Source organism: Neobacillus sp. D3-1R (genome assembly GCF_052180215.1).
Taxonomy (GTDB): Bacteria; Bacillota; Bacilli; order Bacillales; family Cytobacillaceae; genus Pseudoneobacillus.
Map to the genome: position 1 here is coordinate 2,670,655 of NZ_CP197471.1, position 14,275 is coordinate 2,684,929.

Below are 14,275 nucleotides of genomic sequence, written 5' to 3' on the forward strand. Positions count from 1 at the left end.
ACGACTATATGTTTTTTGCTTTATTTACAGGTCCTTCATTATCTCTTTATGCAATTCGATTAGTATCATTTTATATTCATTTGAGATATTTGATTCTAATATCCTTTTAGTCGCAAGATAATATTTTTCAAAGATGCTCTTCCTAATTCTTGGATGTGAATTTTCATCTTTTAGTTCTCTTTTTATTGCCTCTATTACTATTACTTCACTGTCAAGGTCTTCTTGAGCCAATAATCGATTATTCCATAATTTCCGATATTCCACAAGAAGTTGTTCAAAGTCGTAACTCATGATGTTTTGTTCCTCCATTCCATTTATACATTATTTTTACATAAATCCCATCCATTCTGCAAAAAATAGACTAAAATCCAAATATTGAAAGGGATGAATCACATGACTGCACCTTATCGATGCCCAAATTGTAAGACTAATCGAAGCCGTTTTAATGTCATAAAACAAGAGGCACATCCAGTAAAAATGGATCCTCAAACTGGAGATGTCATCCAGGATTATACAAATTCAACGCTAGAGCCATTCCATTTAGCATACAATGGACCGTCCATTCGAGTTCAATGTGGTGCTTGCGGACTGATAGAAGATGAACTCACGTTTGTAAAATTTGGTGAGAGAAGCTCATAAAGGAAAAAACACCTCGATTGAGGTGTTTTTTTACATAGATAATGATTCATGTAAAAAGCGCTGACTATCCACTTTCCAAGCACCAATAGGTGAAAACCGAACAAGATGGATGGCTCCTTTATATCTTCTTCTTCCTTCACCTGTAATAAACCAATCAATTTCAACAGGAACAGAAAGGGATAATTCATCATTTATATCCTCGGCTGGTAACATATACATTCGGCCGATTCCTACATTTTCTACTTGATTGATTATTGGCTTCCACTTTATTTTTTGTAATGAAGCTGTTCTTAAAATGCTTTGATCCTGCTGTTTAAATCCAGCTATGTAGGATTGTACCAGTTCATATGGATCAACAGAGGCTAAATGCTCATCCAATTTACCAGCTGCTTTTAAAACCATTAATTTATGAGATAAATCCATCGCATTCGTACGGTGGGTGGTACTTCCGTAAAAATGAATGCAGAAATGACCGGGAAAATTGTTTTTCAATGCTCCCCCGCCATGCGGCATCCCGTGCATAGAAGCGGCAATCCATCTATCTTTATGAATGACGATTATCGCGCGACGTTTCCAACTCCATTCTCCATTATAAATTTTTTTCATAATGGCTGTATCTTCTTTGGTAAGAGGTTGAACATCTGCATGATTGCTTCCAGCTCTTCTTTGAACCTTAAAGCGAAATCCTGTCTCACTATCCATGACAATAAATTTACTGTATTTAGGTAAAAAGGTATTCGCTTTATCCCACGGCATGATATCAATGGTTAAACCAATTTCTTCTGCTTTACTGGATTCAAAGGGTATTAAAAGAAAAAAAATAAAAAAAGCAGTATAAAAAACTTTCATTTCTCATCACTCAGTTCTTCATTTTTTTTATTTTTCTCCTTTTTTTAGGATATCATTCAACTCTCTAATTCACTAAGTTGAGTATGAATCGCATCCCAATTTATTTTTTCGCCAATAAAAACAAGATTCAGTGGATAATTCATATCCTCTTTCATATAAATGGGCATGCCATATGAATATTGAAATAAATAAGGAAAATCATATTCGCTAAATTTTACGTAACCTTTAATTCGAAAAATACTATCAGGTAACGATCGTAAAAATTGTTCGAATTGATCTAAATCAACCTCTTTTTTAAAGGTATAAACAAAGGTACCTAATCTTAAATCTGTATGGATCTTTGCGGATTTTATATCTTCTTTTTTTGACAAAGACATTTCTCTTACAGATTTAATAGATATATCTGCATATGAGGTAAATATACAGATGGCATGAGGATTTAACCCCTGTACCTCAAACGAAATTTTTGCTTGTTCTGAAGGTGACAAGGTGTCAACTTTATTAATAATTAGTAAATCGGCATGTTTTACTTGTTCTAATAATAATTGCTGTAATTGTGGCGATAACATAGAACGTGATAACCATCTAGCTCCATCCATTATGGTGATAACGCCCTTTATGATAAATTTATCGGCAAAATAAGGAGATAATATCGCATCTAAGACCTCAACTGGATGAGCGGCCCCTGTTGTTTCGATATATATAACCTCTGGTTTTTCATTAAATAGCAAGGCTTGTAACTGTGATTCTAATTTGTCTTGAATAGAGCAGCAAATACAACCACCAAGCAATTCCTTCAATGCAATATCATCATCTACAGCATCCGAGTCAATCGATACATTTCCCAGCTCATTCATCATTACAGCTACTTTTCGATTCTTTTTCTTTTCATCCTCTAGTAACCTTTTTAACAAAGTGGTTTTACCACTTCCAAGAAAGCCCGATAAAATATAAATTTCTGTCTTTGACATGTAGTTAACTCCCTTTTTATACATTTCTCTCGGTCCTAATGGTAAAGGATAAAGGGAACGATTTCAAATGATAAGTGACTAAAAATTATATATGTCGTATGGGGTAGTTTCAATAACTTGCTGGTCTGTTTCTGGAAGTTCAAAGCTATCTGTTTCCGACCCAGACTTTTTCATAACATGAAAGCCAAATGAAAGTAATTCGTCAATTGATAAATCCGTATAAATGTAGTGATGAATTTGATTTGCAATTGTAAACAAAGAAAAAAGAGTATCTGGTTTTAAAATTTGCTTTGTAAATGATTGGGCTAGCATCGAATATATTTCTTCTTTATTTTGATGGTCTTCCGTTAACATTTTAACGACCTTTAATAATTCGTCTGGATTTTTAACCGAATACTCTTTAGAATCGCTAGAAACATCCAGATCTTTTTTCATCTCTTCTGTTAAATTTAAATTCACTCCATTTGGAAATAGTTTAGAATATACATCTATATATCCCTTCTTATCAAAAACAATAATATGGTCTATAGATATTCCCATATGCTTCGCTAATCTCTCTTTAAAATGGGCGTCTTTTTCAAAACCTTCTGGGGAATCTGTTTCAGTAGATAAAATAGGTTCTATCTGTTCATTAGGGATAGACGTCATTTCAATGGTTTCGGAATTGTTATTTGTCTTTGCCATTATGGCTTTATGTACATTTCCTTCTTTTAGTGTTAACAATAAATAGCTTTTTTCAGAATACTCACCTAATACCTTATCATCTGTTGAAGAAGGAATGGTTTGAACCTCTTCCATTTGGGTTTCGACAACAGGATTATTCTTAAACTTTGATTCTTTATCAGCGTAAAAATTGCTTGCAATAAATCCAGCTATTAAAAGTAGAAACACTGCTTTTTTCATCATAATCACTCCAAAATAGACTCTATACTGTCCATTTTGGAAAAAAATTCATTTAAATATACTCCAACTTAAAGTAAAAAAGGAACTGTCCACTTAGGACAATTCCTTTTTAGCTTCTTATTTGTTCAACTGTCCTTTTAGAATTTCGACAGCTTTTTGAACTTGAGGATCGTTCTTAATAAGTGTTTCACGAACATTTTCCATCAGCTTTATCGTAGTATCTCCTTTTAAGACACCGTTTGCTTCTAGTTTGTTATCCTTTTGGAATTGGATCACTGTATCCTTCATCTTTTCATCAAAGAAGCTATCCATTTTGCCTGGATCATAGCCTAAGGCTTTTAACATTTGTTCTGCTCCACTAACTTCACTTGAAGACATCGACATTGATAATTCTTTATCCGGGTCAAGGAAAGGAAGATTCGCATATTGAGGCAATTGAACCTTGTAGTCTGGCTCAATACCCTTTTGATGAATCCAATTACCTTTAGGAGTTAACCATTTTGCTGTCGTATACTTCATATTAGAACCATCTTGCAAATCTTGAGCTGTTTGGACAGTCCCTTTACCAAAAGATTTTTCCCCTACAAGAGGAACGTTTGCGGATTCTTTGACAGCAGCGGCCAAGATTTCAGATGCACTTGCACTACCTTTATCAATAATCACAACAAGCGGCAAATCTGTACCATTATCATTATTTGATTTATATTCCTTCACATTGCCATTGCGGTCTTCCACTTTAAATAATACTTTACCTTCTGGAACAAATAAGCTAGAAATTTGAATAGCTTGGTCTAAAAGACCACCTGGGTTTTGTCTTAAATCTAAGACAAGGCCTTTCATACCTTGTTTTTGAAGATTATTTAATGTTTCCACTAACTCCTTAGAAGTATTTTCAGAGAAGCTCGTAATGGAAACCTTGGCAATATTATCTTCTAATAATTCGCCGTAAACGGTTTGCAATGGAATCGTGTCACGAACAATCGGTACAGTTATCGGGTCATCCGTTCCAGGACGTTGGATTGTTAACTCTACCTTTGATCCTTTTTTACCGCGTATTAATAAAACTGCTTCAGTTGTACTCATACCTTGCAGACTTTTATTATCCACCGTTAGGATAATATCATTAGGTTTTAACCCAGCTTTTTCAGCAGGGGAACCTTTTATTGGAGAGACAATCGTAATATGCCCATCCTTTTCTTGAATTTCTGCACCAATCCCCTCAAATGAAGAGGAAATACTGTTATGGAATCCTTCTGCTTCTTCTACATTCATATAATCAGAATATGGATCATCTAAAGCTTCTAGCATACCATTGATCGCACCATTAACTAATTTATCATCGTCTAAATCTTTATAGTAGTTATCTTTAAGAGTATCATAAGCGGAGAAAAGCTTATCAAATTCTCTTCTTTCTACGCTTACAACATCAACAGCTTTTTCATCCCCAAAAGCTAATACAAATGTCGTAATACCGGCAGACAGAAAAATAACAAAGAAAATTAGCATGATAAAATAAAATCGTTTCATTTTTACATATCCAGCACTTTTTAAAGGTGTTTCATGCTCAGAATCTTTATGCTGTTCCTGAGTTTCTTTTTGCTCTAATTTCTCATCTTCCACATTCTTCACCACTTTCACCATAACAAAACTAAAAGATAAATGCCCTTAGGTCTTAGAATAACATTTTTCGCACTAAATTAAAAAAGAAATGTTGTCCAAATCTAAAAAGTTCCTTTATCGCATTAAAGCGTCGGGGGTCAGACCCCCGGCGCTTTAATGCGTTTTAGTGCTACTATATTTTTTTTACGGTATTAAAATATTCCTCTAATGTCCAGTTCTTTTCGTAGATAATCGTTGCCGCTTGCACACCCACATAACGGAAATGCCATGGTTCGTATTGATAGCCAGTAATGGCTTCTTTCCCTTCTGGATATCTTAATATAAATCCAAACTGGTGAGCATTTTCAGCAAGCCACATACCCTCTTTGGATGTACCGAATTTCTCTGTCAGTAATAGCCCTTCATTTCTACTTGAAATATCCATTGATAATCCGGTTTGATGTTCACTTTGTCCAGGATAAGCTACAGCTTCAAGTGCCTTTTTTTCACCAACCTTTTGTACCTCAGCCTTAAATAATTGGTCTTGGTAGGCATACGAGCGATATCCTGAGACAGCAAAAAGCTCTATACCCGCACTTTTAGCATTTAAAAACATCTTTTCCAAAGCCACAGCGGCTTCCTGTCTTAAATAGCTCTTCTCTATCTTTTGATTACCAAATGAAAAACTCACATTGGGTCTAGTCAGATCTTTCGGTAAAAATGTAGATGGAAGTCCATATTGTTTATTTACCAAAGCTAGAGTATTTTCAGGGTTTTGAATAATATTATGACCATTCATTTCTTTTATCTCATTAAAGTAAATACCATCTAATGTTAGAATGTCCTCATTATTTTCATCCTGTTGTTGTTGGTCATTTAAAGAAGAAGTGGTTTCATTTTCATTGCCTGCTTCGGTTAAATCCTCTTTTTCTTCTACAACAGCTTGTCCATTGTTTTGTTCTTGTTGTATCTTTTGACCATTATTATCTTCTTTTAAAAATGGAATTTTTCCTGTAAAAGCATCTAAACGAGTACAACCTGATGCTACTAGGACAAAACCCATCATGCCTAATAGTAATAATTTCTTCATGTCTTTCCACCCTGTCTTTTTCTATTTCTTATTGGCAATATATCTATTTTAACATTAATCGTAAAACAGTCTATTGGACTTATCAACTAATTAAGGAAAAAGATGCATGGGGTAATAGGGAATATTAGTTATTACTTTATGAAAAAGGGCATAAAAAAGATAAGCTTCTTTAAAAAGCTTACCTTTTGAATTTTTATTTAATAGCTGCTTCTAATGCAACTTCTATCATGTCATTGAATGTTGTTTGACGTTCTTCTGCTGTTGTTTCTTCTCCAGTCAAAATATGATCACTTACTGTTAAAACGGAAAGTGCTTGGCGACCAAACTTGGCTGCTAAAGTGTATAATGCACTTGTTTCCATTTCTAATGCAAGAATTCCATATTTTGCCCATTTTTCATGGTCAGCATTGTCATTATAAAATAAATCAGCAGTAAATACATTTCCTACTTTTAAATTTAAGCCTTTTTCTAAACCTGCATCATATGCATTTTTTAATAATTCAAAGTTTGCAGTTGGAGCGTAATCGATTCCACCAAACGTTAAACGATTCATTTGAGAATCAGTTGATGCGCTCATGGCTAAAATAACATCTCTAACCTTTACATCTTTTTGGATCGCTCCACATGTACCTACACGAATTAATTTTTGAACATTGTAGCTTTGCATTAATTCTGTGATATAGATAGAAATGGAAGGAACACCCATTCCAGTTCCTTGAACAGATACTCTTTGCCCTTTGTAAGTACCAGTGTATCCGAACATGTTTCGAACTTTATTGTAACGTTCTGCACCTTCTAAAAAATTTTCTGCTATGTATTGTGCACGAAGTGGGTCTCCAGGTAATAAAACGATTTCTGCAATTTGATTTTCTTTAGCTTCAATATGGATACTCATTTTTTAACCTCCATTTTACATTAGTTGTCAGACTTCCTACCATTTCAATCATACCATATTCTTTAACTTCTAAAAACTACCTGAGCATTTTTTTCTTTAGAAGGAAAAGCTAATTATAGATTGTCCAAGGAGGAGATCTATATGCCAAAACAACAAATGAGTAAAAAACTTCAGCAAGCCGTACAACACGCAAATGAAACAAACCCTAAATCGCGTTCTGGAGGCAATCTTCCAATGAACCGAGATAAAATGAAAAACCCTAAATAAGGAGGAAGTAATGATGGGTAAAAAACATCGTGCTAGAATCAAGGGGCAAAAAAAGAATAACCACATTCCACCAGAGGCTATTGTAGCTGAACATGAGGCACATGCAAAAGAAAATAGTCCTACCGGAGGACGTAAACGATAGAAACAAAAAAATCCCAAGTTCATATTCAACTTGGGATTTTTTTTACTTATTTACTATAGCTGGGTTATCTTACATGAACTCGATTAATTTTTGTCCAACCACCGGATCTCAATTGATAATAATGTTTACCAAGCCAACCTTCATCTATTAAAATGATATCCCCAGTTCTAATATAGGTACCTTCGTAATCTGTCGGGATAAAATCAGCCACATTGAATAACCGAAAAGCGTGTTCTAAGCATTCCTGATGATTGCTTCCTGTAAGGGTTGTACGGTATACGGGCTTATAACCCTTTTGCTGTAAAAATTGAGGTGCTTGAAAAATGGTTACATCATAAGAATGGTTTAATAATTTTAATTTTACTTTTAACAACGTGTACCACCCCTAATAGTATATTGTTACAACTTTAATTAGAGATAGCACGTGTCGAATCCTTTATCTAATTTTGTCAGTGTCAAAATAGTTTCCGACTAATTTCTACATACACTAAACTAAAAAATAGGATGAAAATCCCAAGGTTTTAATCTATTTTTAATACTCTGTGACTTTATTTATGATGAAACATAGATATTTCATTTGAAAAAACCTCCAATTGCGAACATATAAGAATTCGACAATCTTATCATCAGATAAGTCTAAAGGACGATTTTTTATCCGCACTTTCCGACAAAAAAGATGCTCAATCATGAGGAGGGCACTGAAAAAGTCTCTCAAATATTTTAAAAGTACCCCTTCCTTCAAATTTTTTTGAAGAAAGGGGTACTTTTTTGTCGTATAATTGATGTACTAATATAAAGCGGGTGTGTTATAGATGATTCCAAACCAACAGTCTTTGAGTTTTAGTCCATACATGGCACTTTACGATATTATCGTGCCAAAAGATAATATGCTTCGAAAAGTGAATGAACTCATTGATTTTTCCTTTGTGTATGAGGAACTCAAGGACAATTATTGTCACGATAATGGAAGAAATGCCATTCACCCAATACGTATGTTTAAATATCTATTTTTAAAATCTATACACGACTTATCGGATGTTGATATTGTAGAACGTTCAAAGTACGATATGTCGTTTAAATATTTTCTAGACATGTCTCCTGAAGAAGAAGTCATTGACCCGAGTTCTTTGACAAAATTTCGAAAAATACGTTTAAAAGATGTTAATCTTTTAGATTTACTTATTAATAAAACGGTAGAAATAGCGATTGAAAAGGAAATTATCAAAAGTAATTCTGTTATTGTGGATGCCACTCACTCGAAAGCTCGTTATAATCAAAAGTCTCCTAAAGAAATATTGATGGATAAATCAAAGCTTCTTCGAAAAGCAATCTATCAAATTGATGAAAGTATTAAGAATCAGTTTCCACCAAAATCCTCCACAGATGTATTAGAAGATGAAATCGAGTATTGCCAAAAGCTAATGGATGTAGCCAAAAATAATGAGGTAATCCGTGAATACCCAAAAGTGAAAGAAAAAATGAACTTACTAAAAGAAACCCTTGAAGATATGAATGAACAGCTTCAGATGTCCAATGATCCAGATGCGCGAGTGGGTCATAAGACAGCTGATTCTTCCTTTTTTGGCTATAAAACACATCTGGCAATGAGTGAAGAAAGGATTATCACTGCCGCAGTGATTACAACAGGCGAAAAGAATGATGGAAAACAATTAGAAACATTAGTCGAGAAAAGTAAAAAAGCTGGGATGGAAGTAAAAACGATAATCGGTGATACTGCTTATTCTGAAAAGGGAAATATCGAGTACGCAAATACAAATGAAATAAATTTAGTAGCTAAATTAAACCCTTCTGTTACTCAAGGATATCGTAAAAAAGAAGAAGAGTTTGAATTTAATAAAGACGCTGGGATGTACGTTTGTAAAGCTGGACATCTGGCAATAAGGAAAGCTAGACAAGGAAAAAAAGATGTAGCTGTCAATCAAGTAGACACTTATTATTTTGATGTAGAAAAATGTAGAGTTTGTCCATTTAAAGACGGATGTTATAAGGAAGGTGCTAAAAGTAAGAGGTACTCTGTAAGCATTAAATCAAATGTGCATACAGAACAAATAAAATTTCAAGAAAGCGACTATTTTAAAGAGAAATCGATGGAGCGATATAAAATAGAAGCTAAGAATAGCGAATTGAAACATAGACACGGGTATGATGTTGCAGATTCCTCGGGTCTAATTGGCATGCATTTGCAAGGGGCAATGGCTATCTTCACAGTGAATGTGAAAAGAATATTGACGCTAATGAACCAAAAATAGGGAATAGAATAACTACTCAAAACACAAAAAGACAGTTCGGAATCCAAAAAAATGGATGTGAACTGTCTTTTTTACTTTAATGGTTCAAGCACACTTTTGAAAAACGAAAGTTTTTCAGTGCCCTCATCATGAGCACCTCTTTTTTATTATGAATATTTTTCAATGACTGCTTGCAGTTTACTACGTAAGTTCGGCAATTCATTTGTTGAAACGGATATTCTAATATTGGTTTCATCCATTTCCAAAGCTTCTGATAAAAATCCAGCCAAACCTCTTGCTTTTCTATCTACCTGCATATAAATATCCATTTGATCATTTGAAATCGTAAAAAACACTAATTCAAGCTCATCAAGTCTTCCACGGAATGGTCCTGAAACTGGTACAAACTCAAACTCCTGTACAAACGGAAGTCTTTTTCTTAGTCGATAAGAAGCTTGTTGGCAATCAGCCTCACGCATACGGAAGCCTAATTCCTCAACAGCCTGAAAAACACCTGACATTAATGGATTCGGAACAACTCGGATATAGTCTTTATCCGTTGGATCCACTGCACTTTTTATATCTAAACCAGTATTCACCCATACTTTAGTTCTTCCTAATGAAATGGGTGTATCATTTGGGAGCACAAATGAGAAGGGAATTTCTTTTCGTTCATTTGGTTGGATGGTAAATGAATCCACTAAACGAAAACGATCAATTTGAGCAGAAACCGTATACTTCTTATCATCCGATTCTTTCACATAAGTTGTATTTAAAGATAAATAAATCTCATCTACCTTCTGTTCAATATTTCCACCCTGAATTTGAACTACTCCTTTTACTTGTTCACCAAGAGTTAGAGTATCTTTTTCAAGTTTTGTGTCTACCTTAGCAGCACCAATTCCAACACTAGCAAATACTTTGTTAAAAAATGACATTTTATTCCCTCACCTCATTAATAATTTCATTCTCAGGCTATATGTACGATTGATAAAAAAGAAAGTTTCAGTGTGACGAAAAAATAGCGAGTCTCTTGACCCGCTTCTTTCCTTATTCATCTACATCTTCATCAATAATGCATTTTTCTATTAAGTATTCAAAGGTGATATCTGCGATTTCTTCAAGCTCTTCTTCTGTTGGTACGTAACCTCTTCTAACAAGCTCGTGAAAGAAAAATTCAGCAATTTCCTCCGTATCAATAAATACTTCAATTTCTTTCATCGCATCTCCCCCCTTTAAGCTATTCAGAATAACATTTTACTCTGAATGCATATCTGTACGGATTTCTTTTTAGTCCATTGTTAGGAAAGTTGTCTATCTCAATAGAAAGTTTTTCTTTAAAAATGTATGAAGCTAGCACTCTTTTCATGCTATTTACTTTATTCCTCACAAAGTTATCTTGATTTTTTATAGTTGGAAGAATAATTAGAAAGGACAAGCATATATTTTAGAAAAAACGAGGGAGGAATTTGAAATGAATACTTTAATCGAAATGTTTAGGGAAGATGTTAATAATGAAGACGGTTTATTTACTAGATTGGCAACACAGTTTACATCTATTCTTTTTAAAGGAATCATTTTACTAGCTGTTCCTATTTTCACTTATTTCTGCATTAAATTATTTTAAACCGTATTTTTATCATCGTTATTGATTAATTTTTTAAGCTTTCTTAGAATGAGCTTCTTGATTCTATCATACTCTTGATCATGAAACATTTTAGATAAAATCTCGTAATCATTATATACATCTAACAAGTTATCAATTACTTTCTTTTGGTCTAAATCATTTTTAGTTGTTTTTGCTTTTTTGATAGGTTCTGGTAATTTTAATGGAATTTCTTTTGTATTCATCATGTATAAATGTCCTAACTTTTGCAAAAAAGCATCTGCCTGTTCTGCATCTGCAACTAAAGTAAGCTCATCCTCTGTCGATTCAAGCCATTCCCCATCAGAGATTCTGGAAAGTTCATAAATAACATCTTCCCAGGCATCCTCTTTATAACGCCAAATTTCCGTGCGAAACCCGACAATTTTAAATAGATCTGTACCATATCCCTTCACTTGAACAATATCCCCGAAATAGAACTGGTACTGAATATCAATTTGCTCTTTTTCAATGACTTTCTCCTGATATTCTGAGAGTAATTGAAGCCGTTCCTCTATAAATAAACCCTCATCAGTATTAATTTCATAGATGTAAGCTCCATCTATCCATTTAATATCGGTTATCTCTCCAACGGTTCCGTAGGCTTTTATCACGACAGTATCACCGATTGCAAATTTTGGTTTTTTCTTTTTCCCCATCCTTTCGCACCTCCCAATGATCGTCGTGAATTGAGTATATTATTATATGCAAACAAAACGAACATGATTATGAAAACCTAAGGGAGTCAATATGCAAAAAATGCCATTTCCAATAGGAAAGGGCATTTTTTTAATAATCCTCTTTTGTTTCTTCTGCTACATAAAGATTCCAGGCCTCATCAAAAATAGACATTCGTGTTAAATAAGATGCATTTAACTCCAAATATAAACTGATTTCATCATATTGTTTAGAGTGTTTTGGGAAATCATGATCCATGTAGGCTTGATTAGCAAATGTACTAATCTCATTCTTTGGTTCCGGATGTCGATATTTCATAAGAAAATGATAAAAACTCTTAGTCATAAACAAACGCCTTTCTTTCCAATTCAATGCAAAAGTAAAAATCACATTAAATTTTACAAACTTTTTTCATTACTATAACCGATAAGATTGGTTTGATTCAATAGAAAAGGGTTTGGTTCTTTTTTTGTAGAGTACCTTAAAGTTGAAAAAGTTGATGGAGCGGTTGATAAACTCGAAAAGACGGTTGATAAAATGGAATATCAGTTGATAACATAGCTAATACGGTTGAAAAGGTGATTTTTTACTCTTTTCCATGAAAAATAGAGGAGGATTTTGCCCTCCTCACATTAATTTACTTGGAAAAATCAAAGTAATTCCGTTTCAACAATCTAGGAATCTTCATTAGTTCCTCAAAATCCACCTTTTTACCAAGTTGTTTAGTATCAATTAAAAACAATTGGTCTTCTATTTCTTTTATAATACTTTCCTTCTGATATTTCATCTGACATGCAGAACATTTTATTGATGGGGTGTTTTCTATTTCAATGGCTTTTGTACCATCTGGCAACTCCCAATAAACGACGTCATGTTCTAATTGAATTTGATTGCTTTCACACCATTCACATCTTTCTTCCAAGTACGTTCTCCCCCTATTCTTTTGTTACTTCCTTCGGATCATGTTTTGTTTTTTGAGCTTGAAACTTCTTTTCCTTTAGCTCATCTCGTTTTTCCCGTTTATCCTTTAGGGAGGAATGAGTAGGATTTTGTTCATACTCATGGCGGCGATTTAGTCTTGTTAAATTTTCTGGTACTAAGTTAAATTGCTTATCATTCATAAGACCAGCAATTCCAATATTAGAACGCTTCTCTTCCATATCAGGGTAGATACTCTTGTAGTAATCTTCTGCTCTACCAGGAATATAGTTTTCTGGTTCTGGATAGGTGGTGATGACTCCTTCAAAGTTTCGTAAGACTACTTTGTTAGCACTCTGGGAAATTAGATAATTCGGCTGTAACGAAATTTTTCCTCCCCCACCAGGAGCGTCAACCACAAATGTAGGCACAGCATAACCGCTTGTATGTCCTCTTAAACCTTCAATGATTTCAAGTCCCTTTGAAACTGGTGCACGGAAATGGCCAATACCTTCAGATAGATCACATTGATAAATATAATAAGGTCTTACTCTAATTTTCACTAAATCATGCATAAGCTTTTTCATAATCGGGACACTGTCGTTGATACCAGCTAGAATAACCGATTGATTTCCGACAGGTACACCAGCATTAGCGAGCATTTCACAGGCTTTTTTGGAATCCTCTGTTATTTCAATGGATGTATTAAAATGAGTGTTTAACCAAATCGGATGATATTTTTTTAAGATATTGCATAGGTTTTCTGTTATGCGTTGTGGAAAAACGACTGGTGCTCTCGTACCGATACGAATAATTTCCACATGGTCAATCGCACGAAGATTTTTTAAGATATACTCTAAAATATTGTCATTGATTAGTAAGCCATCTCCACCAGAAATTAGAACATCACGAATTTCAGGAGTATTGGCTATATATTGGATGGCAGCATCCAACTGCTTCTTTGGCACTCCCATCCCTATCTGACCAGAAAATCTTCTTCTCGTACAATAACGGCAATACATCGAACATTGGTTTGTGACAAGAAATAACACTCGGTCAGGATAGCGATGTGTTAAGCCTGGTACTGGGGAATCCTCATCTTCATGAAGCGGGTCCTCTAAATCATACTTTGTTTTATAAATCTCCTTGGAGATAGGCACGGATTGCATACGAATCGGACAACGAGGATCATCTTCATTCATAAGGGAAGCATAATAGGGAGTAATATTTAATGGAATTGTTTTCGTTGAAATCTTCACTCCTTCTTCTTCCTCAGGAGTTAGGTTAATCACTTTCTTTAAATCATCGAGCGTTCGAATTGTATTGGTTAATTGCCAGATCCAATCATTCCATTGTTCCTCGGTAACATCTTTCCATAATTCGATATCCTTCCAATGCCGTTTTGGTTTATATAATGATTGTTTCAAGGT

The 14,275-nt window shown here is 34.2% G+C and carries 19 protein-coding genes; 5 read left to right on the forward strand and 14 right to left on the reverse strand.

All coding sequences use genetic code 11. The features are described from left to right. Window positions 1–24 precede the first annotated feature (24 nt). Window positions 25–291, reverse strand: a complete 267-nt coding sequence (locus tag ACSBPO_RS13670) for a hypothetical protein (protein WP_442594155.1) — start codon at window positions 289–291, stop codon at window positions 25–27. 102 nt (window positions 292–393) lie between these two features. On the opposite strand from ACSBPO_RS13670, the gene ACSBPO_RS13675 reads away from it, so the two are divergent. Further along, window positions 394–639, forward strand: a complete 246-nt coding sequence (locus tag ACSBPO_RS13675) for a DNA alkylation repair protein (protein ID WP_442594157.1) — start codon at window positions 394–396, stop codon at window positions 637–639. 30 nt (window positions 640–669) lie between these two features. Here ACSBPO_RS13675 and ACSBPO_RS13680 read toward each other — a convergent pair whose 3' ends face one another. The 6 genes from ACSBPO_RS13680 to deoD form a co-directional block, all read right to left on the reverse strand. Then, window positions 670–1,488, reverse strand: a complete 819-nt coding sequence (locus ACSBPO_RS13680; RefSeq protein WP_442594159.1) for a hypothetical protein — start codon at window positions 1,486–1,488, stop codon at window positions 670–672. Window positions 1,489–1,544: 56 nt separating this feature from the next. Next, window positions 1,545–2,459, reverse strand: coding sequence for a CobW family GTP-binding protein (locus ACSBPO_RS13685; protein ID WP_442594161.1), 915 nt, complete (start codon window positions 2,457–2,459; stop codon window positions 1,545–1,547). 78 nt (window positions 2,460–2,537) lie between these two features. Further along, entirely contained in the window at window positions 2,538–3,362 is an 825-nt protein-coding gene (locus ACSBPO_RS13690) for a hypothetical protein (protein ID WP_442594163.1), read from the reverse strand. Window positions 3,363–3,479: 117 nt separating this feature from the next. Then, window positions 3,480–5,003: a S41 family peptidase gene (locus ACSBPO_RS13695; protein ID WP_442594165.1), complete on the reverse strand. Its 1,524-nt coding sequence runs from the start codon at window positions 5,001–5,003 to the stop codon at window positions 3,480–3,482. A 151-nt stretch (window positions 5,004–5,154) separates the two neighbouring features. Beyond that, window positions 5,155–6,051 (reverse strand): M15 family metallopeptidase, encoded by an 897-nt coding sequence (locus ACSBPO_RS13700; RefSeq protein WP_442594167.1) that lies wholly within the window; start codon window positions 6,049–6,051, stop codon window positions 5,155–5,157. Between the two features lie 193 nt (window positions 6,052–6,244). Beyond that, complete coding sequence (deoD, locus tag ACSBPO_RS13705; RefSeq protein ID WP_442594169.1) at window positions 6,245–6,946, reverse strand: purine-nucleoside phosphorylase; 702 nt, start codon at window positions 6,944–6,946, stop codon at window positions 6,245–6,247. 141 nt (window positions 6,947–7,087) lie between these two features. Between deoD and ACSBPO_RS13710 the strand changes: the two genes are divergently transcribed. Further along, on the forward strand, window positions 7,088–7,213 hold the full coding sequence (locus tag ACSBPO_RS13710; protein WP_442594171.1) for a hypothetical protein: 126 nt from the start codon (window positions 7,088–7,090) through the stop codon (window positions 7,211–7,213). 10 nt (window positions 7,214–7,223) lie between these two features. After that, window positions 7,224–7,355, forward strand: a complete 132-nt coding sequence (locus ACSBPO_RS13715) for a hypothetical protein (RefSeq protein ID WP_442600440.1) — start codon at window positions 7,224–7,226, stop codon at window positions 7,353–7,355. Between the two features lie 64 nt (window positions 7,356–7,419). Here ACSBPO_RS13715 and ACSBPO_RS13720 read toward each other — a convergent pair whose 3' ends face one another. Continuing rightward, window positions 7,420–7,728, reverse strand: coding sequence for a hypothetical protein (locus ACSBPO_RS13720; protein WP_442594173.1), 309 nt, complete (start codon window positions 7,726–7,728; stop codon window positions 7,420–7,422). A 439-nt stretch (window positions 7,729–8,167) separates the two neighbouring features. Between ACSBPO_RS13720 and ACSBPO_RS13725 the strand changes: the two genes are divergently transcribed. Beyond that, window positions 8,168–9,625 carry an IS1182 family transposase gene (locus ACSBPO_RS13725; protein ID WP_442594175.1) on the forward strand — a complete coding sequence of 486 codons (1,458 nt, stop codon included), beginning with the start codon at window positions 8,168–8,170 and terminating at the stop codon, window positions 9,623–9,625. A gap of 146 nt (window positions 9,626–9,771) precedes the next feature. Here ACSBPO_RS13725 and ACSBPO_RS13730 read toward each other — a convergent pair whose 3' ends face one another. Beyond that, entirely contained in the window at window positions 9,772–10,542 is a 771-nt protein-coding gene (locus tag ACSBPO_RS13730; RefSeq protein WP_442594177.1) for a sporulation protein, read from the reverse strand. 112 nt (window positions 10,543–10,654) lie between these two features. After that, window positions 10,655–10,825: a YozD family protein gene (locus ACSBPO_RS13735; protein ID WP_442594179.1), complete on the reverse strand. Its 171-nt coding sequence runs from the start codon at window positions 10,823–10,825 to the stop codon at window positions 10,655–10,657. 253 nt (window positions 10,826–11,078) lie between these two features. On the opposite strand from ACSBPO_RS13735, the gene ACSBPO_RS13740 reads away from it, so the two are divergent. Further along, entirely contained in the window at window positions 11,079–11,231 is a 153-nt protein-coding gene (locus tag ACSBPO_RS13740) for a hypothetical protein (RefSeq protein WP_442594180.1), read from the forward strand. Here the strand turns inward: ACSBPO_RS13740 and ACSBPO_RS13745 are convergent. The 4 genes from ACSBPO_RS13745 to ablA all read right to left on the reverse strand — a co-directional run bounded on the left by ACSBPO_RS13745 (window position 11,228) and on the right by ablA (window position 14,272). After that, window positions 11,228–11,908 carry a hypothetical protein gene (locus ACSBPO_RS13745; protein WP_442594182.1) on the reverse strand — a complete coding sequence of 227 codons (681 nt, stop codon included), beginning with the start codon at window positions 11,906–11,908 and terminating at the stop codon, window positions 11,228–11,230. The two genes, ACSBPO_RS13740 and ACSBPO_RS13745, sit on opposite strands and share 4 nt — an antisense overlap. Window positions 11,909–12,038: 130 nt before the next feature. Continuing rightward, the gene (locus ACSBPO_RS13750; protein ID WP_442594183.1) at window positions 12,039–12,272 is read right to left on the reverse strand and encodes a YozE family protein; all 234 of its coding nucleotides are present in this window, start codon (window positions 12,270–12,272) and stop codon (window positions 12,039–12,041) included. Between the two features lie 292 nt (window positions 12,273–12,564). Then, window positions 12,565–12,849, reverse strand: a complete 285-nt coding sequence (locus ACSBPO_RS13755; RefSeq protein WP_442594185.1) for a YokU family protein — start codon at window positions 12,847–12,849, stop codon at window positions 12,565–12,567. A gap of 13 nt (window positions 12,850–12,862) precedes the next feature. Next, entirely contained in the window at window positions 12,863–14,272 is a 1,410-nt protein-coding gene (gene ablA, locus ACSBPO_RS13760; protein WP_442594187.1) for a lysine 2,3-aminomutase, read from the reverse strand. Window positions 14,273–14,275: the final 3 nt, after the last annotated feature.

What these genes read in the sequence shown, in the direction of transcription:
- ACSBPO_RS13745 (WP_442594182.1), bottom strand. Translation starts at nt 11,908, where the DNA reads ATGGGGAAAAAGAAAAAACCAAAATTTGCAATCGGTGATACTGTCGTG.
- ACSBPO_RS13750 (WP_442594183.1), bottom strand. Translation starts at nt 12,272, where the DNA reads ATGACTAAGAGTTTTTATCATTTTCTTATGAAATATCGACATCCGGAA.
- ACSBPO_RS13700 (WP_442594167.1), bottom strand. Translation starts at nt 6,051, where the DNA reads ATGAAGAAATTATTACTATTAGGCATGATGGGTTTTGTCCTAGTAGCA.
- ACSBPO_RS13685 (WP_442594161.1), bottom strand. Translation starts at nt 2,459, where the DNA reads ATGTCAAAGACAGAAATTTATATTTTATCGGGCTTTCTTGGAAGTGGT.
- ACSBPO_RS13715 (WP_442600440.1), top strand. Translation starts at nt 7,224, where the DNA reads ATGATGGGTAAAAAACATCGTGCTAGAATCAAGGGGCAAAAAAAGAAT.
- ACSBPO_RS13695 (WP_442594165.1), bottom strand. Translation starts at nt 5,003, where the DNA reads ATGGTGAAAGTGGTGAAGAATGTGGAAGATGAGAAATTAGAGCAAAAA.
- ACSBPO_RS13710 (WP_442594171.1), top strand. Translation starts at nt 7,088, where the DNA reads ATGCCAAAACAACAAATGAGTAAAAAACTTCAGCAAGCCGTACAACAC.
- ACSBPO_RS13725 (WP_442594175.1), top strand. Translation starts at nt 8,168, where the DNA reads ATGATTCCAAACCAACAGTCTTTGAGTTTTAGTCCATACATGGCACTT.
- ACSBPO_RS13735 (WP_442594179.1), bottom strand. Translation starts at nt 10,825, where the DNA reads ATGAAAGAAATTGAAGTATTTATTGATACGGAGGAAATTGCTGAATTT.
- ACSBPO_RS13675 (WP_442594157.1), top strand. Translation starts at nt 394, where the DNA reads ATGACTGCACCTTATCGATGCCCAAATTGTAAGACTAATCGAAGCCGT.
- ACSBPO_RS13680 (WP_442594159.1), bottom strand. Translation starts at nt 1,488, where the DNA reads ATGAAAGTTTTTTATACTGCTTTTTTTATTTTTTTTCTTTTAATACCC.
- ACSBPO_RS13690 (WP_442594163.1), bottom strand. Translation starts at nt 3,362, where the DNA reads ATGAAAAAAGCAGTGTTTCTACTTTTAATAGCTGGATTTATTGCAAGC.
- ACSBPO_RS13670 (WP_442594155.1), bottom strand. Translation starts at nt 291, where the DNA reads ATGAGTTACGACTTTGAACAACTTCTTGTGGAATATCGGAAATTATGG.
- deoD (WP_442594169.1), bottom strand. Translation starts at nt 6,946, where the DNA reads ATGAGTATCCATATTGAAGCTAAAGAAAATCAAATTGCAGAAATCGTT.
- ACSBPO_RS13730 (WP_442594177.1), bottom strand. Translation starts at nt 10,542, where the DNA reads ATGTCATTTTTTAACAAAGTATTTGCTAGTGTTGGAATTGGTGCTGCT.
- ACSBPO_RS13740 (WP_442594180.1), top strand. Translation starts at nt 11,079, where the DNA reads ATGAATACTTTAATCGAAATGTTTAGGGAAGATGTTAATAATGAAGAC.